Source organism: Acetivibrio sp. MSJd-27, from assembly GCF_018918095.1.
Classification (GTDB): domain Bacteria; phylum Bacillota; class Clostridia; order UMGS1840; family HGM11507; genus HGM11507.
On the sequence record NZ_JAHLPV010000001.1, the window covers coordinates 227,674 to 250,218 of the forward strand.

Annotated in this window: 17 protein-coding genes; 8 read left to right on the forward strand and 9 right to left on the reverse strand. The window is 47.7% G+C overall.

The window, feature by feature from the left end:
- Window positions 1-83: 83 nt before the first annotated feature.
- The 6 genes from KQI32_RS00900 (at window position 84) to KQI32_RS00925 (ending at window position 8,017) form a co-directional block, all read left to right on the forward strand.
- Window positions 84-2,003 (forward strand): DUF5107 domain-containing protein, encoded by a 1,920-nt coding sequence (locus KQI32_RS00900; RefSeq protein WP_216423564.1) that lies wholly within the window; start codon window positions 84-86, stop codon window positions 2,001-2,003.
- A gap of 1 nt (window position 2,004) precedes the next feature.
- Window positions 2,005-3,531, forward strand: coding sequence for a DUF4091 domain-containing protein (locus KQI32_RS00905; RefSeq protein WP_216423565.1), 1,527 nt, complete (start codon window positions 2,005-2,007; stop codon window positions 3,529-3,531).
- Window positions 3,519-4,388: a hypothetical protein gene (locus tag KQI32_RS00910; RefSeq protein ID WP_216423566.1), complete on the forward strand. Its 870-nt coding sequence runs from the start codon at window positions 3,519-3,521 to the stop codon at window positions 4,386-4,388. Before KQI32_RS00905 ends, KQI32_RS00910 begins: the two co-directional genes overlap by 13 nt.
- A gap of 197 nt (window positions 4,389-4,585) precedes the next feature.
- On the forward strand, window positions 4,586-5,716 hold the full coding sequence (locus KQI32_RS00915) for a nucleotidyltransferase (RefSeq protein WP_177692000.1): 1,131 nt from the start codon (window positions 4,586-4,588) through the stop codon (window positions 5,714-5,716).
- Between the two features lie 178 nt (window positions 5,717-5,894).
- Entirely contained in the window at window positions 5,895-7,079 is a 1,185-nt protein-coding gene (locus tag KQI32_RS00920) for an RHS repeat-associated core domain-containing protein (RefSeq protein WP_216423567.1), read from the forward strand.
- A gap of 2 nt (window positions 7,080-7,081) precedes the next feature.
- A complete protein-coding gene (locus tag KQI32_RS00925; protein WP_216423568.1) occupies window positions 7,082-8,017 on the forward strand; it encodes a DUF5050 domain-containing protein in 936 nt (311 codons plus the stop codon).
- Window positions 8,018-8,233: 216 nt separating this feature from the next.
- Here KQI32_RS00925 and KQI32_RS00930 read toward each other — a convergent pair whose 3' ends face one another.
- The 7 genes from KQI32_RS00930 to KQI32_RS00960 are packed head-to-tail and all read right to left on the reverse strand — an operon-like array spanning window position 8,234 to window position 17,446.
- Window positions 8,234-8,533: a phage holin family protein gene (locus tag KQI32_RS00930; RefSeq protein ID WP_216423569.1), complete on the reverse strand. Its 300-nt coding sequence runs from the start codon at window positions 8,531-8,533 to the stop codon at window positions 8,234-8,236.
- Window positions 8,534-8,572: 39 nt separating this feature from the next.
- Window positions 8,573-9,772: an N-acetylmuramoyl-L-alanine amidase gene (locus tag KQI32_RS00935; RefSeq protein WP_216423570.1), complete on the reverse strand. Its 1,200-nt coding sequence runs from the start codon at window positions 9,770-9,772 to the stop codon at window positions 8,573-8,575.
- A gap of 19 nt (window positions 9,773-9,791) precedes the next feature.
- Window positions 9,792-10,925, reverse strand: coding sequence for a phage tail protein (locus KQI32_RS13330; RefSeq protein WP_253290959.1), 1,134 nt, complete (start codon window positions 10,923-10,925; stop codon window positions 9,792-9,794).
- An 11-nt stretch (window positions 10,926-10,936) separates the two neighbouring features.
- Entirely contained in the window at window positions 10,937-13,771 is a 2,835-nt protein-coding gene (locus tag KQI32_RS00945) for a hypothetical protein (protein ID WP_216423571.1), read from the reverse strand.
- Between the two features lie 11 nt (window positions 13,772-13,782).
- Window positions 13,783-15,129, reverse strand: a complete 1,347-nt coding sequence (locus tag KQI32_RS00950; RefSeq protein ID WP_216423572.1) for a hypothetical protein — start codon at window positions 15,127-15,129, stop codon at window positions 13,783-13,785.
- An 11-nt stretch (window positions 15,130-15,140) separates the two neighbouring features.
- The gene (locus tag KQI32_RS00955) at window positions 15,141-15,530 is read right to left on the reverse strand and encodes a holin family protein (RefSeq protein ID WP_177692009.1); all 390 of its coding nucleotides are present in this window, start codon (window positions 15,528-15,530) and stop codon (window positions 15,141-15,143) included.
- 17 nt (window positions 15,531-15,547) lie between these two features.
- The gene (locus KQI32_RS00960; RefSeq protein WP_216423573.1) at window positions 15,548-17,446 is read right to left on the reverse strand and encodes a hypothetical protein; all 1,899 of its coding nucleotides are present in this window, start codon (window positions 17,444-17,446) and stop codon (window positions 15,548-15,550) included.
- 163 nt (window positions 17,447-17,609) lie between these two features.
- Between KQI32_RS00960 and KQI32_RS00965 the strand changes: the two genes are divergently transcribed.
- Window positions 17,610-18,668, forward strand: a complete 1,059-nt coding sequence (locus KQI32_RS00965) for a hypothetical protein (RefSeq protein WP_216423574.1) — start codon at window positions 17,610-17,612, stop codon at window positions 18,666-18,668.
- Between the two features lie 62 nt (window positions 18,669-18,730).
- A complete protein-coding gene (locus KQI32_RS00970) occupies window positions 18,731-19,819 on the forward strand; it encodes a hypothetical protein (RefSeq protein ID WP_216423575.1) in 1,089 nt (362 codons plus the stop codon).
- 118 nt (window positions 19,820-19,937) lie between these two features.
- Here the strand turns inward: KQI32_RS00970 and KQI32_RS00975 are convergent, their stop codons facing one another.
- Together KQI32_RS00975 and KQI32_RS00980 are read right to left on the reverse strand one after the other, a co-directional pair.
- Entirely contained in the window at window positions 19,938-21,938 is a 2,001-nt protein-coding gene (locus KQI32_RS00975) for a hypothetical protein (protein WP_216423576.1), read from the reverse strand.
- Between the two features lie 243 nt (window positions 21,939-22,181).
- Window positions 22,182-22,454 carry a hypothetical protein gene (locus KQI32_RS00980; RefSeq protein WP_216423577.1) on the reverse strand — a complete coding sequence of 91 codons (273 nt, stop codon included), beginning with the start codon at window positions 22,452-22,454 and terminating at the stop codon, window positions 22,182-22,184.
- Between the last annotated feature and the right edge of the window lie 91 nt (window positions 22,455-22,545).

Consider the following 22,545-nt stretch of genomic DNA (forward strand, 5'->3'; position numbering starts at 1 on the left):
CTTTGCCCGATTCTATGGAGCAGTCTATTTACGGGACGGCTCCCTTTTTGATAAAATTTTAAACAAAGAAAGGAGTCAAATCAATGGAAAAATGTTACATTTCTAAAATGAGAATAACAGGTTCCTTATTAAAAGAGGAAAGCCCTTATCCTTTTATGGCAGTCCCCTATGAGAGCCGTGTTCACGCGGAGGCGGAGGATGCGGTAAAAAAGGAGCTTCGTCTCAACTACGGGCTAATCACAAGCACCCTGCCCTATACCCTGCAGGATGAGTACGATCGCGAAACGGTTCCCTTAACCCTGCGGACCCCCGTGCTGGAGAACGAAAATCTGAAAGCGGTCTTCCTTCCGGATTACGGCGCAAGGCTCTGGTCGCTGTATTCCAAGAAAGACGGCAGGGATCTTTTGCACTGCAACCGAGTGTTCCTCCCTTCCAACCTGGCGGTGCGCAACGCATGGTTCGCCGGCGGCGTGGAGTGGAACATGGGATTCCGCGGTCATTCTCCCTTTACCTATGATAAGGTGTTCTGTGAGATCTGCCATGACAGCGGGATGAACGTTCCGGTTCTCAAGTTTTATGAATGGGAGCGCAAACGGAAAACAAAGTTTGAACTGTACGCCTATCTGCCGCCTCAGGGGGAGGACTTGGTCATCAAAGTCAAGCTAAGCAACTATGCGGGGCAGGAGGTGCCCATGTACTGGTGGTCCAACATTGCCGTTCCCGAAACGGTGGACACCCGGGTTATCGTGCCCAGCACCTGCGCCTATACCAACGATTACAGCGGCTGTGTCCACAAAGTACCCGTCCCGTACTATGACCGGAAGGATCTTACATACACCACCGGAGAGCTGAATTCCAGAGACTACTTCTTCCGCATTCCGCCGGAGGAACCCAAATTTATCGCCACGGCGGACAAATACGGAAAAGGGCTTCTGCAGCAGTCCACCAAGCGGCTGATGTCGCGCAAACTGTTTCTCTGGGGCATGCGGCGCTGTTACCGCAACTGGCAGAACCTGCTCTCGGAAATCTGCGATCCTTATATTGAAATACAGGCAGGGCTTGCCCAGACGCAGATGGAGTGCATTCCCATGCCAAAGGACGCGGTGTGGGAGTGGACGGAAGCCTATGGCCCCTTCCGCGGCGACCCGCACCGGCTGCACAGCCAGAACTGGGAGGAAGCCGTCGCCTGTGCGAAGGAACAGCTTGGGAATGTGATAGAGAGAGAGGAACCGCGTGTTTTACAGCTCACAGACAGCGAAACCGTTCTTCCGGCTTCCGGCTGGGGCGCGCTGGAAAACGAGCTTCGGAAGAGGAATGGTTTATCGGTAATTCCGGATTTCCCGCCCAGCTCCATCGGCCAGAAGGAACAAATCTGGCTGGATTTGCTGGAAGGAAGCTTTCCCTGTCCGAAGGATTACCGGGAAGCGCCGGTCTCCTTCACCGAGGAGGAGGAGCTTTTAAACCGGCTCACCGAGCAAAAAGAAAACTGGTATGCTCAGTATCTGCTGGGCGCGGGAAGATGGGCGCAGGGCCAAAAGAAGGATGCGGAGGAATGTTTCACCCGTTCCGCCGCCCTGTATGAGAATCCGCTGAACCTGTACGGACTTTCCTTCTGCAAAGCAGAGCGAAAGGATCCGGCGGCGGTATCCCTTATCGTCAAGGCGCTGGACATGGCGAAAAACGATTATCACCTCTTAAGGGAAGCCTTCCAAATGCTCATTGATTTCGGCGAATACCGGCTTCTGATTCAAAAATATGAGGAACTGCCGGAAGAGCGGAAAGCAGCCGGCAGAATGAAGCTGTTCCTGCTGTATGCTTACATCAAGCTGGAGCGGATTGAGGACTGCGACCGGCTTCTTAGGCAGCCCTTTGTGATTGACGATCTGCGGGAGGGGGAAAACGTGTTTGTCCCCCTATGGTTCGAATACTGCAAATTGAAAGGCGAGGAGCTTGAGGTTCCCGCCTGGCTGGATTATTTATACCGGCAGAAAAAGGAGGACTGACATGATACAGGCAAAAATTTTTCCGGCGGAGGAGTGGCTCTATCCCGACAGCGCCGGCGGCAGGGAGTCTGTCGATCTCTGCTGCCCTTCCAACTCCTTTGCCTGCTGGCAGATGATGCTGCGCGCTGAGGGAACGGTGCGGATATCCGTCTCTGGCCTGGAGGGACTGCAGGTGTTCCGGCTTCTTCCGGTCACCGTCAACTTAAACTCGTCTTTCATCGAGGAGCTGGACACCGAGCACACCTCCCTTGCGGATTTGCCGCAGTACTATACAAAAAAAGCGCCCTTTGAAGTGTATGACGCCATGCTTCCGCTGGAGGACATGTCCGTCCTGGCGGACGGAGACACTGCCCTTTATTTCAAATGGCCCAGCGGGCAGCAGGCGGGGGATTTCCGCGGTGAAATCCGTCTTAAGACAGACCGCGAGACCTGCCTTGTCCCCTGTCACGTCAAGGTGTTCTCCGCCTCGGTTCCGGAAAAGGGACGGTTCAACATGATAAACTGGATTGAGATGAATCCGAACAAATACGGCTGCACCGCCTTTTCCCAGAAATACTGGGAAAAGCTCACCGAGATATTGAAGCTGGCCAGGATGGGAAGGCAGAATTTCTGCAATGTGTCAGCGGCCTATTTCCAGTGCAGTTATGACGGAAGCTATCACTTTGATTTCACCCGGGTGGAGAAGTTTCTTTCCATCTGTTTTTTCCTGGGCTTTGAAAAAATTGAGGGGCCTTCCCTCAAACAAATTTACGAGAATCTGGTGATGCCGGTGGAAAAGGCGGCGTTCGGCGCGCCGGAATGTCTCCCGCCTCTTAGGCAGTTTCTCACCCAGTGGTATGCTTTTCTGAAGAAAAACCATTATGAGACCATCACCTTTCAGCACATCTACGATGAGCCGCGGGAGAAGAACGTGGCCTTTTACCGGGAGCTGGGCGGGCTGGTGCATCAATATATGCCGGGGATTCCAACGATGGACGCGGTGCTTTCCCTTCATACGGAAGAGGCGGCGGATATTCTGATCCCTACCACCCGCTTTTATCAGCTAAACAGAGAAGTGTTTGAGCAATACCGAAAAAATGGGAAAACGCTGTGGCTCTATACCTGCTGCTGGCCTTCCGCCCCCTATTTAAACCGCTTTTTGGATATGCCTCTGCTGGATGTGAGGCTGATTCACTGGCTGAATTTTCTGCTGGACTGCGACGGTTACCTGCACTGGGGCTTTTGTTTCAATCCCGACGCACAGGATCCGTGGAAGGAGCCGTCCATCCCCTTCAAAATATTTGACGACAGCTTGGAACAGTTTCTGCCCCCGGGAGACACTCACATTATTTATCCTTATCAGGGAAAGCCGCTTGGAAGCGTCCGGCTGGAAATGCAGCGCGCGGGGGTTGAGGATTTTGAACTGCTCAGCCAAATATCCGACCGGGAAAAAGCCCTTCAAATCGTCCGAAAATGTATCAGCGAGGACTTCACAGGGAACCGGCAAGCCTTCCGGGAGGCGTATCTGGAGCTGTTATGTACGCCCTGATCCTGCTTCCTATTCTGGCGACCGTGGCGGACGGCTGTGTCTCCAAGACGTTCACCCAAGCGCCGCACACAGAGAAAGCCATTCTTTTTTTCTGCGCCGGAAAGCCTTTTTTCGGCGCCCTCCTTTTCTTGATCCTTCCGCTGTTTTCCGGCGTTCCCGGACAATTTCCTCTCCGCGCGCTGGCCGCCGGAACTGCGGGAGGCATTGTCATCAGCCTCACCACCTATTTTGTGATAAAGGCGATGAACCAAGGCCCCATGTCCCTGACCGTGCTGTTCCTGTCCTCCGGCTTTCTCGTTCCATGCCTGGCGGGACCGCTGCTGCTGGGGGAAAAGGCTACTCTGTTCTCCGCTCTCGGCGTCGCGGCGCAGCTTGCGGGTCTTGTGCTGATATCCAATGTAGATCTGAATTTCAATGTAAAAAATAAGAGAACATATCTGTTCTATCTCATCCTGTGCCTGGCCGGGAACGGAACCTTTATGCTGTTTCAGAAAATTCCCTCGGTATTTTTCCCGGAGGCGGGACTGACGCAGTATACTGCAGTTATGCTGGGGACAGCCTGCCTTTTCTCCCTGTTTCTTGCGCTCTTTCCAAAGGGAAGGATGGAAAAAGGAGAAATGCGGGCGGCGGCGAAAACTTCCTTTCTGTCAGGCATATGCCTGGCGGTTGTCACCATCAGCAACCTGTTTCTGGGAAGATTCCTCACCGCAGGCATGAGTTTCACGGTTCAAAGCGCGGGGATTCTTATTCTGAATCTTTTGACAGGAATGATGATCTACCAAGATCGTCTGACGATAAAAAAAGGGGTCGGAGCGCTTCTCTCCCTTTCCTCGATCCTCCTGCTCTCCATTCAATAAGCATTAGGGAGTCAACCGGCAGCGCCCGGCGGAAATATGGAAAACACGGTCTTTCCATAGCTCCGCCGGGCGCTGTTTTTTCATGTTTTTCTTATCCGGATATTGATTTTTCCAGATATTTATATTAATATGAATCTATCAAACAGAAACGCCGCTTCATACGGCGTTTTTCAAGACTTGGAAAGGCGGTGGCTCAATTGGATACCGTAGGAATTGTCGCGGAATACAACCCGTTTCACAACGGGCATCTCTATCACCTGAAGCAGGCAAAGAAAAGGACGGGATGCGGGTACAGCGTCGCCGTGATGAGCGGAAATTTTGTCCAGCGGGGCGAACCCGCCCTGTTCGACAAATTTACCCGTGCCGAACTGGCGGTAAAATGCGGGGTGGATCTGGTTTTGGAGATTCCGCCTGCCAACGCGGTTGCCTCGGCGGAATATTTTGCCCGGGGCTCCGTCTCCATTCTGGAAGCAACAGGAATCGTTGACGCACTCTGCTTTGGAAGTGAAAGCGGAGATCTCCGGGAGCTGAAGCAAACCGCAAGGCTTCTTCTCTCCTCGGAAATACAGGAGAAGATCCATCATGAAATGAAAGGCGGTATTCCCGTTTACCAGGCAATGCAGAAAGCGCTGCCCTGCTATCCCTCCTCGCCCAACGACATCCTGGGAATTGAATACTTAAAGGTGCTGGAAAGCCGGAAAAGCCGTATCAAGCCCTATGCCATACAGCGCATCGGGACAGGTTACCACGACCGGGAAGCCAGCGGAACCATCGCCTCCGCCACCGCAGTTCGGGAACGTTTCGCAAAGGGCGAAGAGATCGGAAGCCTTCTCCCCTATGACCGTCTTCCCTTCTCCGCGGCTGTGGAAAAGGAATTGGAGCCTGCCCTGCTGTATGCCCTGCGGATCAAAACGCCGGAACAGCTGAAACGATACGCCGACGTGAGCGAGGGGCTGGAAAACCGAATTTATGAAGCCTGCCGGAAATATGACCGCATCGAGGATATCATTCTCGCCGTGAAGTCCAAGCGGTATTCCTACACCCGTATCCGGCGGGTTCTTTACAATATCTTTCTGGACATCCCCCGTGAAACGCGGGAGAAGAAGCCGGAATTTATCCGTGTGCTCGCCTTCAGCCGGAAGGGGCAAATACTTTTGAACCGGATGAAGGAGACCGCAAATCTTCCGGTTATCAACGGTTATGCCAAAAAGGATTTTTACCAGTATGAGACGGCACGGCTGGACAAAAAAGAAAACGACCTGTATGCACTGGCCCTGCCTGGAAAGAAAATTTTTGAGGGAGGGCTCAGGGCGGTTATGGTGCCCTGAGAATAAAAAAGTTTTTCCTTCCGAAAAACACAGACGCGCTTCGCACGCTGTTTTTTGAAACATGCAATTGCCCACGATTCCGCGCAATTTCCTATGTTATAAAAAATGAAATATAAGGTCATTTTTCTGCTCTTGCTTTTTCTGGTTCTGACGCCCGCTTGGCAAAGCGAAAAGACGGATGACGAAAGCAACCATAAACAATGTGACAACGACCTACACCTATGACGCCAACGGCCTGCGCCAGAGCAAAACCACCAACGGCGTGACCACCAGCCATATCTATGACGGGCAGAATATTGTCATGGACGACAAGGCCGGGGAAAAGCAGGTGTTTGTCAGAGGCCTCTCCCCTATCTCCCGAACAGTAAACGGAGGAAGCAAGGAGTATTATACCTTCAATACCCACGGAGATACAACAGCCTTGGTCAACGCAAGCGGAACCATATTAAAAGATTATACCTATGATGCGTTCGGGAACCAGAAGCAGGAACAGTCAGAAGACACCAACCCATTCCGTTACTGTGGAGAATATTTCGACAATGAAACCGGATTTATCTACCTCAGGGCAAGGTATTATGATCCGAGCATGGGACGATTTATTACGGAGGATCCAGCAAAAGACGGTGTGAATTGGTTTGTGTATTGTGGGAATAATCCGGTGAACTTGTGGGATCCGACTGGAACAATACGCGAAGGACAGTGGATTGATGGTCAATGGATTGAAAATCCAGATGCTTGGGAATTTGGAGAGCATTCTGATACTTATAAAATTCTTAAAGATTTGGGTGAACGATGGACTTATGTTAGAAATTCTGGTGGAGATCCTTCTGCATATGCTTATGAAGCAAATAGAGTAAGAAGATTGGCTAGAGAAGGAACACCTGTTCAATATGCACAGGACAAAATTATGAATGAACTTCATTCTGGAGTTAAATGGGCAAAATCAATGTTTAATGAATATATGGATGCAAATGATAGATACCTAATCTTAACAAAAAGATTCTATACTCCCAGTGAAAGCAATGCAGGTGGAACTGATGGTTGGAATTATAAATGGAAAAGTGAATGGAGAGTACCATATGCAAAGTATAACTGGAATGAAGATGGTACTGACTCAGATATGAATGCTTATACTTCAGGGGGGTGGTTTGGAGAAGGAAGCTACCCTAAAAATTGGATGCCATGGATGTATTTTGATGGAATGTTCTTGTCAGGAGCAGATATGGGAAATTTAGCATTAGGTTATATTATGAAAAGTATGGGATATGAACCATCTGAATATCATCCATGGAATGATAAAAAAGGCGATAGAGATTGGAATTTAATTGAATATGGTGCTGCAATGGCAAGTCAAGGGAGATAGACATGAAAAATAATATAATCAAACTATTTGTGATAATTTTAATCATTACAACAGTTAGCTGTTGTTCGCCTATGATATCGGACAAAAATCTATTAGAACAAGGCAATTCAAATGGAAATATTAAACAGATGGGGTATGTGGTTGAAAGAGAGGGATGGTTTTATTATTGTGATCCAACTGGAAATGGTGAATATAAGTTAAAAGATTGCTTGTTCAAGAAAAGAACTGATGGAAGTAACGTTCAAAATTTGAGTAAAAATATAGCTTATCAAATTAATGTGGTCGGGAACTTTATATATTATATAAGTGGTGATCCGGGGCCTATATATAAAGTTAATAAGAATGGGGGAACAACTAAAAAACTTGAGGATAAACGTGCAAGTAATCTTATCGTTTTAGGAAATGAGATTTTTTACATAAGTGAAGGCTCATTGTATAAAATGGATGTTAACGGTCGAAATAAAAAGAAATTAAAGGATAATGTATTAGAATTTAGTATATGTGATAAGTTTATTTATTTTACTAGTTATAGTGAGCAATCTTTATATAAATTTAATTTAGAAGGAGAAAATATTCAAAAGTTAAGTAATGATTATGCAAAAGATATTAATGTTGCAGATGGATGGATCTATTATTGGGAATTTAATAATTCTAAAATTTATAAGCTGAAAGAGGATGGTACCGAAAAAATAATTTTAAGCGATGATATATGTAGAAACTTAAATTTACATCAAGGTGTTTTATATTATCGTAATCAAGAAACAAATTCATCAATATATAAAATAAATATAGATGGAACAGGACGGACTAAAATTATTGATGGAAATATAGTTAACATCAATATTATAAACGATTTTATTGTATTCTATAAAATTACAGAAGGGAAAGGATATTATCGGATTAATACTAACGGCAAGAATCTGGAGTTGTGGCCATAGAATATAGTTGACAACACCTCGGATATGTTAAACTGGATCAGGGTACGAAAATAATGTCACCTGTCGTCAGACATCAAATTCGTCTCCTGTCTTTTCCTCTGTATTTACCTATACGTGAAAAACTGATAACCAATACAGCTAACAATCACATCTCATTTATCAAAAACTTGTAAAAAATGGGACTAGAGTAATTTCTAGTCCCCATTTTTTCTCTTATCAGCCTTCATCATTCTTTGAGCTCTGTTTTATTACCTGATTCACATAAACGCTTCCACCCGCTAACAAAATTCCTTGAGTGATTCCTGTAAATATCATAATAGCTACATCTTTATATGTATTTACATCAACCGTTGCAATTAAATAAATGACGGATAAAAGTATCCCGAATGCACCGAGAAGTAACGGAATAAAGTTATCGGAAATACTAGACTTTTTAATTGCCATTCCAATAAAATAGAGAACAGGAATCAGAACAAGAAGCTCCGGTTTTAAGTATTGCTGAATTAATTCATACATAATCGTTTCCTCCGTTTATTAATATTTTAATGATTACTATCAATGCCACATTCCGACATTGTTGATTCTTCTATTACCATCCGTTGTTTCAATAATCTCACCATTGCTGAGAACAAAACTTCCTCCACCATCTAATTTCACAACATCGGTGAGCCCAAGTGAAACCATCAGCCAATGCATTTCTTCATAGGCACATTTTTTTGCTACAAGGTAAATATCATTCCCCGAAATACCTAAAAAGTTGTGCCAAGTATTATATAACTCAGATCCGTCATATCCTTCGGATTTTATTTCGTCCATTGACACCTGCTTTCGATTTCTAGTAATCGGAATGCCGGAAATAGCAGTCTTAATGTTCTTATTCTCTAAATTAGCCATTTTAGATATACCAAAAGTTCCATCATTCTTCACATACAAGGTAGTCAATTCTTTTCCGGCCACGTTAATCCAACTGGGATTGTCCTTGGATTGTGCATAGATGATTCCACTGTCAACCAAGTTCCCCACAGGAATTGTACCTTTATCCGTCCATGCAAAGAATCCGGCGTTAAAATAATTGTCTACATCCACATTATTCTTTGGACAGTCGCATTGACAAAACCCCAAATTAGGAGGATAAATTTCCTGCTTGTAGGTATCTGTAATTTTATAAATGGTTCTTGGTTTACTCACAGTTACATTCTCCTTTTTGTGTCCAACGTGTTCAAACAGTCCGTCTGCAATTGCCTGTGCAAAATCCTGTTGCTTGTTTAATAGCAATTCTTCCTCTGATGGATTGCTAATGAATGCAGTTTCAACAAGGATAGCAGGGCAGTAGGTTTCACGAAGTACCTGCAAATTGCCTGTTTTTACGTCTCTGTCGGATGTCCCCATTCTTGTTATAATTTTTTCTTGAACTTTCTTTGCCAGTTTTTCTGCGTTTCCTCCAAATGCGCATACATATGTCTCTGAACCTTCTGCTTCTTCCGATTCGGAAGCATTACAATGAATTGATATAAAATATTCTGCACCAAAAGCATTCGATATTTTTGCTCTTTGTGCCAAACTGGAATGTAAGCTTGTCCCCAGACAATCGCTTTGTTTCTCCCTTGTCATTTTTACTTCAAAACCGTTGGCGGTCAAAATATCCCGGAGGACGGAGGCAATCCCGTATGTAATGTCCTGCTCCCGTGATTTTCTACCGTTTGCCCCGGTATCGTGGCCGCGATCATTGTGTCCCGCGTCTATACAGATTTTCATGATTCCGCTCCCCCTTTCTTTAATATTTGATGCATGCAAGCATGGCCACGTTTCGCGGTCTGACACGGATAGAACTGCTGGAACCTGCGGAACTGCTTGTACCCGATATTTTGGAAGAGGAAGCGTTATCTGCATTTTCTTCGCCGTCCGTTCCATACCAAGTGGCATTGAATGAGCCTAAATACAACTGTGTTCCTTCCTGGCTGTTTCCGAATACCCTGCCCGAGTCTATTCCTCTTCCATCGTCATAGCCGCGGAGAAACTCTGCCCGCAAATCCGGCAGTTGGAACGTGGTGCTTCCGTCGCCGGCACCGTAAGTCGTCCCGATAACTGCGAACAAAGCGCTGTATGCCGTTCTGCTGACAGCGCTTCCGTCGCATTTCAGATAACCGGCCGGAGGCGTGGCCGCCGCATAATAGATAACGGTGCCTGCCGGCACGCCTGTGTTTGCGTGAAGTTCATTGATTGCGGCTACCACCGACGTTTTCACCGTTGTCAAAAGACCGGAGAGCGCCCCCACATCGGTCAGGCTCCCGTCCGCTTCCACAATCCGCTTGTCATATACCTGCATGGTTTTCGCCGTGTTGTTCGTACCTGTCCCAAGTTGGATAGCGTCGATCGGTGTTCCATCATTTATGGTCACACAATTTGCTCCATTTCCACATGCAACGCCATCACTCGTTGAAGCGCCTGCACCTACTGCACAGCCGGCGTTCGCCATTGAAAATTCGCCAATCGCTCCACCAGATGTGGTTGTTGCATTATCGCCCATTGCTCCTCCGCTTGTTGATACAGCGCCATACCCTACTGAACCTCCATACTCTGAATTTGCATTTTTTCCAATAGCTCCGCCTCTATTTGTATGTGCGCTATCACCGACCGCGCCGCCTTCTGTGGCAGAAGCTTGATTTCCTATTGCACCACCATATCCTGCACTAGCGCTTGATCCGCCTTCAAAACCACCATCTGCTGTACAAACATAAGCTTTTTCATTCAAAGCTGCTTGTGTCTGTGTGCTTATCGGCTTGTTTAAATCGCTTGTATTGTCCACGTTTCCAAGCCCAACCTTTGATTTTGCAATGGTACCGTTTTTATATGCGGTCACCGCGTTGTCCAAATCCTGCCCGCTGTTTTGCATAATATAATTTGCCATGTTAAACCTCCTTAAAATTGAATCACTGTTTTCCCATCGTTTGTCACAACCTTTTCCCCGTCGGAAGTGAGCAGATAATCTGCGGATAACTCGCTGCTGTTTTCCGTGAGGGAGGGATAAAGAACCCGCATTCCGCCCGTCTGTTTATCGGCGGAAAGGCAGGTGTAATATTGTGCTGTTTTGAGTTTCAAAAGCTCCTGCGCCCAAGTTTCGGCAGAGTAATCCGTCTCAACCGGAGTGTTTAAGACATACTGTACAGTAACCGGAGTTCCCAGAGTCTTTTGACTGCTGCAATAATTACGCATTGCGTCCCCCGCCTCGGTTGTGGTAGGGGTGCTTGTAAAACCAAGTGCCGACCAAGGAACACGTATATATGATTTATAGTTATAACTTTCTCCTAAAATAGTTAAATCGAATCCATGAGATGTAAATCCCGTTGTACCATATTTACATGTGTCATAATTATCATTAAACTTTATAAAGTACCAACAATATTGCTGTGTTTCCGAACCCACCGTATTAAGCACACAACGGTTTAAATTGGCGTCAAGCTCAAATTGTCTTATATGCTGATATTTTTTAACCGCGTTCCCATCGCAAATCAGATAATCCTTGTCATCCGATATAGATCCCAGGCTGAGCGGTATCTCCGCGCTGGTGCAGCGGTATTTGTCGACAAACGGTATCGTGTCACCTTCCACAAACATGGATTTTGTGATGTTGGTAATCCTCTGTCCGTTTCCGCCGGTTCCGTACAGCACAAAGGTATTCTCTGTAAAATCCCAATCGACCGGGATTTGTTTTGCTGTGCCTATGCTAAATCTTACCCACTTTGTTTGGCTGCTGTTGTATAAAAGCAGATTCCCGATGTTGTCATTCTCCGTCCCGCTTACAACTTCATAATCACAGCGCCATGTGTAGGTTTTGCCAGCCTTTAGGCATGTCATATCGACATATTCTGTCACATTATTCGCATACTGGTTAAGCGTGATATTCCCGCCGGAAAACAGATTTTTCCCCCTGCTCGTCACTGTCACATTCGATAAGTCATAGAATTTCTGCGGATAATCTGACGATGGTGTGATTGATTCCGGCGGTGTGGGGTTAAAAGGCTCATAGCTTCCACTGTAAGAGCTTCCTAATTCTCCTGTAAACTGTGTTACTGTTTTCCCCACTAAACTAGAGTTCGTGTATAATCTAACGGTGTCTGCTCCTAGTAAATCCTCTGTGATGGTGATTGCTCTGTTTGGAGATTTATTATAGACCTGTACCCCGTCTTTTAAGATGATAAATGCAGAGTTATTACTGTTGATTGCAGTTCCGTCGTCGCAAACACCTCCTCCAAAGTAATAGGTTTCCCCAAGCACAAAAGGGGGTGCTGGCCAGTCCTTTGTAGTTGACCCAGTGCCATTTGTCGTGTACGGTTCAAAAGGTATTAACTGCTTTCCGTAAGCCGTCCACGGCAATACAGGCAATGTGCTTGACTCGACTTTTGTAAAGGTTAAGACGGTTTTTAAAGGGGTTGTCCGCGGAAGGATAGCTATAGGATCGTTTTCATTCAGCCATCTTAAACATGACTGCCTGCATATCTCTCTATCGCTAAAGTCTGTGATATCCAGATGTTCTTTCAAAATGTCAAAAAATAAAACTTGTGGTGTGTCCGTTCCTAAATATAGCCGAATGTTATCTCGGTTATAATAGGAATAAGAGACAAACTTAAAATGGCTACACTCCAACTGATTTGCTTTAATTTTCGCTTTGTCGATGTCGGCTCTTTGTGCAAAATGGAGCGCATCGTCCGTCAGAACACTAAAGCTTGCTGTAGAATTATCCTTTAAGTGATGTTCTTGCGTGTTTTGCTCCAAATATCCTGTTCCGCTCACGCTGTCAAATCGGATAAAATCCCGGTATGTATCATCCAATCCCCGCAAATCCTCTGTCAATGTCACCTCATAAATCCCGTTTTCCGTGGGTATCTGATAGCTTCCAGCGGAGATGTGGGAGGTTAATTCAGAGGGATAAGCAGGAGAAGGTTTGCTGTATTCATACTCCTGATACGTTTTTGATGTGTCGCCTTCCACAATCATCAGATTGCTTATTGTTAATGTTTGACTCAGACAAAACGGATAGATATAAAATTTATAATCCCCTTCCTCCGGTACTGTTATAACCCCGTTACAATTTCCCCAAATCGGTTCTGATATGCCGGAAAAACCAACACTATCAAGCGTTCCGCTCTCAAGATTTCCGCTTACATAATAAGAGCCTGCTTTTAAATGGATCGCTTTCTGATTTTCAAGAAACGAGTTGTAGTTGTCGTTGTCAGCAAAATCAAATGATACGCTCCCTTTTCCGGTCACTATATTGGTGATTCCTTTTTCATCGTCACTGCCTGCCGGAAGCCATTCTGCTTCACAGTCTAAGAGATTGTATCCTGTTTCCTGTATTTGTGTTGTCACCCCCTCCGCCTGATTCCATTTTGCCTTCTGCCCGCTTTTTCCGAACACCTTCAGCGTCTCATAAGGTGCGTTGACGGTATTCTCCAAAACCAATCCGCTTCTCTCGTCCGGTGTAATCGTTCTGAAATCGAGGTAGGAAACCACTCCGTCTCTTTCTGTCCAGGCTTTGCCTGCCGCCGGATCGGCGTTCAGGCTTCCCTCCGTCAAGTCGGAGGGAAGAAAAAGAAGCCAATCCGTGCCGTCCAGAGATACCTGGTATTTGCCGGCGGCAACAGGAGGGAGACAGGTATAGCTTCCATCCGCTGCGGAAAACAGCAAATCCGGATAAAGCCCGGGTGATTGCGCGGCGGCCGTTGTGTATAAAACGCGGTTCTGTTCTGTAAACATCCTCTTCCCTCCTAGGCTTTGCCGTAGGGCATGCAATTCCAAACCATCTTGTCAGCAAATTTCTTTGCGGTGTAGACCATGGCCTGGTTTCCCACCGGCTCCAGCAGACCGAAGGCCGCGCTCCGCTCCTCCTCCGGAATCTGCAGAAGCCCGCCGCCGCTGACATAGATGGAAAGCTCCGCCCCGTTGGGCATATTGGTTATGTTGATCGGTTTATCCGAACCGATAGCGACCATAGCGTTTTCATTCTGTGAGAAATCGTACGCGATTACCTCCGCCGTGCCGTCCAGTACCAGCGGGGCAATATAGCGTCCGGAAAGATCCCGGTAAGAACCGGAATAGGCAACCTCCGCCAAATCCAGAATACTGGAAAGCGTCTGTTTGTCAAAGACCGAATAGGGAATTTTCCCGATCAACAGCCACTCGTTGGGCACATGATTGCCGTCCTTGTCCACCGTGTCGTAGATATACCACTGGGTTTCGCCGCTGTTAAAATCCGTGATAAAGCACCAGTCATCCGTCTTTTGATCGGTGATTGCCGTCATCTCCGCTACGGAATTTTTATAGTATATGCGCGGGAATTTTGTGACGTTGTCCATCATTTTCAGATAGAGCTCATTGCAGGCCGCCTGTGCCGCGGATGCGGACTGTGCCGCGCTCAGGGCGTTGTCCTCACTGATTTCACTTCCATTTTGTGCTTCCAGTGCCAAATCCTTGGCACTGCTTGCGGCGACCGCCTGCCTTGCCGCTTCCAGCTCGCTCTGCTTGGCGTTGTCCGCACTGCTTTTTGCCTCTTGTGCGCTGTCAGCTGTTTGGCTTTGATACGCTTCGGCGGTCGTCAGCATCGACTGCATATCCGCTTCATAGTTGATGATTCTTTCATCCACCTCTGTTTTGGTGTAGGTGTCGGCCTTGTCCGCCTTTCCCGTCTCCAGCGCCGTGAGCCTGGTGTTCGCAGCGGTCAGATCGTTTATCACCGTATCCATAACGGTTTCATCCTGGGGCTGTCCGGGAATATTGTCCATGTCCCCGATGCCCTCCTTGACCTGGTAATAGACCTTCTGCACCGTCAGGGCGCTTTCCCCGTCATACAGGGCGACAATCAGCTGGTTCTTCCCAATCTGAGAAACCGCGCTCCCGTCCAGCGGAACGCACAAGGTATCCCCCTGGATATTCGTCTGAAGCTTATAGGCGTCGTTTAGCTTGACCACTGCGGACTTGTCCGCCAGCGGGATGGGAACCCCTTTCTCCTCGAACTGTATCACAATCCGGTTTCCCGTGTCGTGCTGGCAGAACACCAGATTGGAATAATTTTTTTCCTGATAGAGATCCAGTGTGATGTGATAGCACCGTTCCATTTCGCAGCCTCCTATTCCCCGTCGTTTTTGAGTTGTTCCAGTACGTTGGTGAGTTTTTTTGGCAGAGGAACACCCAGCGTGCCCGCGTTTTCCAGAATGCTGATGCCCTCGTTTGCCGCGTAAAAGCCGATGACAAAGGAGCGCACCTCACAGATGCCGACCGCCTCCCCCACTAGATGGGCTACCGCGACAATGCACAGAATGCACACCTTTTTGATGATTCCCCGAAATCCAATCCGGGAGGACAGCTCCCGCTTGGCGATGCCGCACAGCACGCCGGTCAGATAGTCCATCCCCATCAGGACGAGCAGGACAAAAAGCAGCATGTCCAGCCCTCCGAACAGATAGGATAACGCCGCCGATACCGCCGCGGCACACAGTTTTATGTATTGCTGATTCATTGTTTTCCTCCTTTTCCTTACAGCGCCTGCGCCTGCCGCCGGAGCTCCTGCTCCGCTTTTTTCTTGGCGTCGTACAGGGCGAGCATTTTTTCCGTGGAATCCATGGATGTAAATTTTGGATTTTCCTTGGCTTCACTCAGAGCCAAATCAACCATTTTACCGTAGTTCTTTTTATAATAACGAAGCTGTTCTTCCGTCAATGGAGCTTGCTTTTCTTTTTCCAGGGTGATCTCTTTTTCTTTCTCCGGTAAACGGAACGCGTTTTTCACTATTTTTTGATATCCCTTGTCCGCTGCTTTCCACTTTATTTTTTCCGGATCCCCCATATCCCGAAGCGTCTTTTTCACATCATAGGGATCGGAATAATCGTCCGGTTTCTTTGTATCGGATTTCATTATTTTGGAAGGCGCGGTGAATCGTCCCGCCGTTTTCTCCGCAAACTGCATTGCCGCCTCGTCCAGCGATTTCTTATCTTTTACGGCATCGATAACGGTTTCATACAGATCGCTTACGACACCCTCTATATTCTCTTTCACATTTTCGGGAATCCGGTCATAAATTTTCTCAAACGTTTTGGTATATTTCGTGGACTGAAAAGGCAGCTGAAACAAAACCTTCGGGCTCAAGACCTTGCCGTAGACCGCTTCAAGAACTACGTTGGTCGCTTTGCCGGCCAGCGTCGCCCCAGGATGCTCCTCTTCCGCCCGCTCCCGGCGCTGCGCCCTGGCGTCCTCCACCTTTTTGACGCCGAACACGTCGTCCTCTGGATCATCCAGAAGGTTCCGAATACCCCTTTCCAAATCAAATCCTTTTTTGGTCAGTTGATTGAAGTAAGCCTCCCCCGATGTGGTGGCGCTCTGCTCCAGCTTGTCGGCACGATAGTCGTTGAGAGCGATTTTAGCGTCCGCTTCCGCCTGTCCCTGATAGCCGTGATTCATAACCCATTCCCGGTCATGGGAGGCTTTCACACCGGGGAGCTGTCCTCCTGCCGGCTCCTTTAAAAGACCCATTTTTTCCTCGATCTTTTGTTTTCTTTCAAATTCCTGATAATCTTTCTTTTTGAAAAACCGGTCCAGATGGTTATACATTTGGTTTACCGTTTTGGGATCCCACTGGGTCATATCGTCCACGTCAATATGATTCTTCTGAATATAAGTGTCGTATCCCTGCCGGTGCAATTCATCCGCAAACTCCTGCGCGGCGGCGGCGTCATCCCCAAAAAGGCGCTTTGCCATCCGCAGGGAGGCAGATTCCTGGGCGTATTTTTCGGCAAGCTGGGCATTCCTCAACTCTTTTTTCTGTTTTTCCGATTCCTGTCTTTCTTTGAAATGATTGATTTCTTCCTGTAAGGAACCAATGTTTCCAAGCTGTTTCAGCGTATTTCCTTGTTCAAATATATTTTTCCGGGAAGTGGGAACAGACGCATTTCCGACGATTTCAAATCCGTTGGACATGGTTCCCGTGTTCTTCGGCTGTGAAGGCGTATCGCTGCCGGCATTACTTGACGCTTCCCCATTCTCTCTATTCGGATTGGGAATCAGCTGTGTGTTGGGATATTTCGGGGGTGCGGCGGAAAGCGTTGTCCCCGGATAGGACGCAGGATCCTTTTTTGGGGCATTTTCGGAGGAAGGGCTGTCCAAAAAAAGCTTTTGATAAAACGGCGTCTCCTTTTTTTTCGGTCCGAAAGACGGAGAAGAGGTTTGGAAAGCAGACGCATTTCCCGCCGGGGATTCCGTGCGGACAGAGCTGCCGCCCTGGGCGGCGGCGCTTCGGTTCCTTTCCTCCTGCGCGGCTTCCTCCCCATAATATTCTTCCAGAAACTGATCAAAGCTCAGATTGGTTCTGCCTCCCCGCACGGTTTCATACTCCCGCAGGGCAATTTCTCTCTCTTTTTGTTTTCTCTGTTCTTCTGTCATAGAAACGGCCTCCTTTATGGTAAATATATTGATGACTTCCAATTATATGGGAATATTGGAAAATTTCTTGATTATTTCTTTTGTTGTGTTATAATAATAAAGTCGAATTTTGAAGGAATATGTTTGAAAATAAAAAATTTATTTATGGTTAGGAGATTGTGATATGAAAAAAACAAAACAGATGATTTGTATGTTTCTTGCATGTTTGCTCCTTCCGCTGAGCGGCTGTACTTCTTCGGAAGATACCATTTCCGAGCTTCAGAGGGCGTCCTTTGTGATGGAGGAGCTTGAAAAGCTGCAGATGACTCAATTCAATATGGAATATCTGACAAATCTTCTCGACTTTTATACGGATGGATTTTCTATGCTGTCGGATGAGCTGATAAAGCATGGCGCGGAACAAGCGCTTGCTACTGCAAAGGAAAACACGCAGTATCTGGAAGAGAGCCGGGAAAGCCTGGGTGCCATGCGGGAAAACATTCGTCTGATGCATCTTCCCGGAATGGATGAAACCACGCTGGATGAAATTTTCAAAATATATGACAATCTCCTTTTGTCACTGAAAGATTATTTCACAGCGCTTTATCGGAATGGGGAATATACAGATTTTCAGCAGCTTTCCAGCTATTATCTCGACGAGTATTTTCTGGAGCGCACCCGCGATCTTTGCGGACTCTATTATGACTCCTGTACCAAACACCTGGAAAATTATAAAGGAAGCTTCCTGAAAAAGCGGATTGCAGACGATTTTAAAAACGCAGCCCGCCTTTCCTCCTCCTTGTATCAGCTGACAAATCTGGCGATTGGCATACATGACTCGGTTTATGAGAATTACATATCGCTGACAGCCGCCGTGATTGAAAACTCCACTAGCATCGTGCAGTATGCTAAGGAGGATCGCGACCGGCTGGATACCCTTTCCAAACAGCTGGATGAGTTTTCCGCCTCCGCCGCAGAATTTCAGAACACTGCCGCTGAAATTGACGTTGACCTCTCCGGGCTGGATGACACGATCGCCTCCCTTAAGAAAAGTCTGGAAGATATTTACCGGCTGAATGACGGCATTATGAATTATGAAAAATCAAAGGGTTCTGAAATTTATCTGGAGGCAATCGACACCGTATCGGAACTGGACAAAACGATAGCCGAAAATATCCGGCAATGCTCCGATTACAATTGGAATGTCAAAAAATTTATGGGCCTTTACGGTCTGGAACAATAAAAATTTTAAAAAGCACAAACCCCGCCGCTATTTTTTTACCGCGGCTGAAAAGGAGAGACATGATGAAAAAAAATTTACGGCGGCTGATTCCGCTCTTTGTTGCATGCACGGTTCTTTTCGGAGGCTGTACCTCCCCGCAGAAAGCGGAAAAACAGCTTATTTTGGATTTGAAAAGCGCGGCTTCCCTGCTGCAGTTCTCCGGCGAAACAATGGCAGCCCGATACCGTATGCACGTATCGGCAAACAACGCTTCCCTCTTAAGCGCCCAAACGGTTATGACCGAAGAAAACTTTCAGAAACAAGTGAAAAGCGGCAAGGAATACCTCGTGAAGAACGCGGAAATCCTGCTCGGCATTCAGGAGCAAACCCTGCCCAACGCAATTATTTACATCACCAGCCTGCCCTCCCTCGGCGTTACGCAGCAGCATCTTGACGCCATGTTTGAGAACTACCGGACGGCGAATGTCTCCTTCTCCACCTGCTTCAGCAAAGCGGAGAAGAGCGGCACCAAAACCAGCTTCAAGGAGTTGGAGCCCACCCTCAAGGAGGGGCAGGAAGCCCTGAAAAAAGCGGATGAAACCATCCAAAAGCTTCAGTCGGCTTTAAGTCAGTTTATCACGGATTACAACAAGGATTCAGGTGATTTGGGCTGGAAGATAGCCATGAAATCCAACCTTTCTTCTGTTGAACAGGCGCAGGCTTCCAACCGGGTTCTCACACGCTGTTTCGAGCTCACCGACTTAACGATTTCGCTTTCGGATTTCTACAGCCAGTTTTCCAGAACCATCTTCAGCCAGAATCAGGCGAATGGTTTTCCTTCCTCCGCGATCAGCGAAAACCGGACGCTTCTCCGTTCCATTTCCCAGAAGCTGGAGGAATGGAAAACAAGCGGGGAGGAGGTCAAACAGAACGCGGACTTGCTTGGTCTGGATTCCGCCGCTTATACCAAAGTCCTGAGTGAAATGCAGACGGCTGTGCAGAAAGCGGACGCCGCGCTTTCGGCGATGGAAACGAAGAACGCCAGCCAGCTGTCCTCTTCGGTATCGGCGTTTGAAAAGGCATACGAAAACCTGTCCGCCTCCCAAAATGAGCTTGCCACGCTTATCCATACCTGCTCAAAACAATTGCTGGATCACTTCAGCAATCCGTAATCTCTTGCGGTTGCCCTTTCGGCAGCCGCTTTTCATAATTACGGTTTGGGTTCGGGACGATGCCCACATCGACCCGTTCCCCTTTGTTCTTTGCGCTCTGTTCTCTGTCCTTCGTTCCCTACCTCTGCCCTTCCACAAATCTCTGGAAAGAGGTCAAAACCTGGTTTCTGCGCTGCTCCTCCAACATTCTTTGCTCCTTCCGGCCTGTCATCTGAAAGGCAGGGCTGTTCCGCAATTTTTCAAGCTCCTGTTCCAACACGCCGTACAGCTCGGTAAGCTGATCCCGCGTATACATTCCCTTATCCAGCTCTGACAGCGGCGCTTCCCCCTCGTTCTTTTTCGATTGGTTCACGCGCTGGTTATAAGCCTCCGCCTTCTCCCGAAACTGCCGGTCGGTCACTTCCTTGGATTCCTGTTCCTGCAATGCCTTCGTCCGAAGCAGCTCCGCCCCGGACTTGCGCTGCGGCAGGCTGAAATCCTCTTTTATGGTTTCCCCCGCCCAGTCTATGGCAGCGCCAACATTCTTTTGCGTCCGTTTCTTTGGCGATTCCAATGCCCATTTCCCCAGCACATCGCGCCCTATTAGAGCGCGTTCAAGCTGCTCCGGTGCAAGCGCTTCCCCTATTTTAAGAGAGCCTCCGACCGTATCCAATACTTTTCCGGTTCCCAAATCAAACAGGGTTCCCGTCACGGTATCCCTTGAAGCTTCCCAGCCGTTTTTTTCATCCATCTTATAATCCGAAATATTTTCAACCGCGTTATCCAAAGCCGTGGCGGCGGGAGCAAGCGCTCCGGCACTGCGTATCACGGCAACATTTGCAATGTCTCCAATGGCCGATCCAACGCCGGAAACAACCGGATTCGCCATCCGGCGGATTTCGCTGTATGTATAATCGCTGGCCTTTGGATAGCCTTTCTCCGCCCAGCCCTCCTTATTATTCACATACCCTATTGCGTCCGGCGCCCCCTCCAAAAAACTGTTTAGACCGGAATAAAGAAAGTTCAGCGCCGGATTGGCGGTCCGCGCGACCGAATAGAGCGCGTTCCGATAGTACTTCGCCATCTCGGATTTCTCGTCGTCTTCCCTGGCGGCCGTGTTGATCAGGTTTTCATAGGTTCCGAAGTTATCCTTGATTCCCTGCTTGAAATCTTCGTTTAAATATTGCTCCGCGTTTTTGATATTGACATTCATGAAGTCCGGCATCGTGCCCTCAAACATCTCGCCCAAACTGGCGCGGTAAGCCGCGTCTGCCGCCTCATGCTCCTCCTTCTTCTGTTTTGCCTGTGCTTTCTGGTTGTCCTGAGACTGCCGGTTTGCCATACTGGATACCATCATGTTCCGCATCTGGTCAAAATTCAGTTTTTTCTGCGTTTTCTCCTCATCAATATTCAGCCTTTCGTCATATACCTTCTGATTAAAGTGGCTATCCTTCAGATATTCCATTGCATACGCCTGTTTCTCCGGCTCTCCCGGAAACAGGTATTCAGCCGCCTTTTCGGCGGGTGTTTTTTCCCGATAGCCATCCCAAAAAGCGTCCTCTTTTGCTTGCAGGCGATTGTGATAAGCGTTTGCTTTTTCGATGTTGTTTTTTTCAATCACCTTCTGCGAAGCCTGCGCCTCTTTTGCTTTCTGATACGGCGCCCCGAGGAGCTTGTCCAAATCAAGCTTGACATATTCCGTGCCCAGTTCGCGGCTACGCTCCATCTCCCGGTTCGCCAGCCGCTCTTCCATGCTGATTTCGCTTCCGCGGTTCGGTTTCTCCTCCCCGCGTGGGCTTGTCCACGTTTTTGTGTAAGGGAGCTGGAAAGGATCCTTTATGCTTGTCCCGCCAAGCTGCGGCTTGTTTCTGGAATCGCCGGTTTGGTACGTGCCTGCAGTGCGGCCGCCGGAAACGCTTCGGGAAACGCCCGCTCCTCCGGAGCTGCCTCCCCCGCCGAAATTTTTTCCGATTCCGGAAATCCCCTGCGTCGTTGACATCGTTGCCGTGTCCGCCCCTTTCTGATACTCCGGCGGAAGATCCAAGCCATATTTTTTGGCAAAATCTTTCGGGGATATGCCCGGATTCTGTTTTAACTCCTCTGCGTATTCCTCGTCAAATAATTGTTTTTCACTTTTCATGGGTACCTACCTCCTTTTTTGTATATTTCGTAGGGCGCTCCGCTTTGTTTGGGATGAAATCTCCTCAGAAAATAGAATTAATATTACAATTTTATCAGATATTATCCGATTAATTTCCAATATACTCATCCTTAATTTGTTTGCATTCTGTTTATTTCAGAAATCTCTCCCGCGCCATTCCGTTTTTCCTGCGTTCGCCCGTTGTTGCCCCTGTTATCCAGTTCGTTTCCACAACCTGTCATTCTAAGCGAAGGGAAGTATCTCATTTCCTTCTCGTACCGTAGGGGCGGATATTCCGGCGGTTTCGTTGTAGGGGAGGGGTTCCATCCCCTCCCGTCGTAGGGGCGAACTGCGTTCGCCCGCCTTCCCTATCGTTTTCCGCAATCTGTCATTCTGAGCACTGCGAAGAATCTCATAGCCATCTCGTATCGTAGGGGCGGATATCATCCGCCCGCATATTTCACATATTTCCCCGCCTGATTTCCTGTGAATTTCGTCCGCAACCGTTTTCGACATTTTCCAATTATTTTGGTTGATTTATATTCTCGTTCTGATGATTTTTGAACTTTTTTATGATTTTTGCCCTTGTTTTGTCAATCTTCCTCGA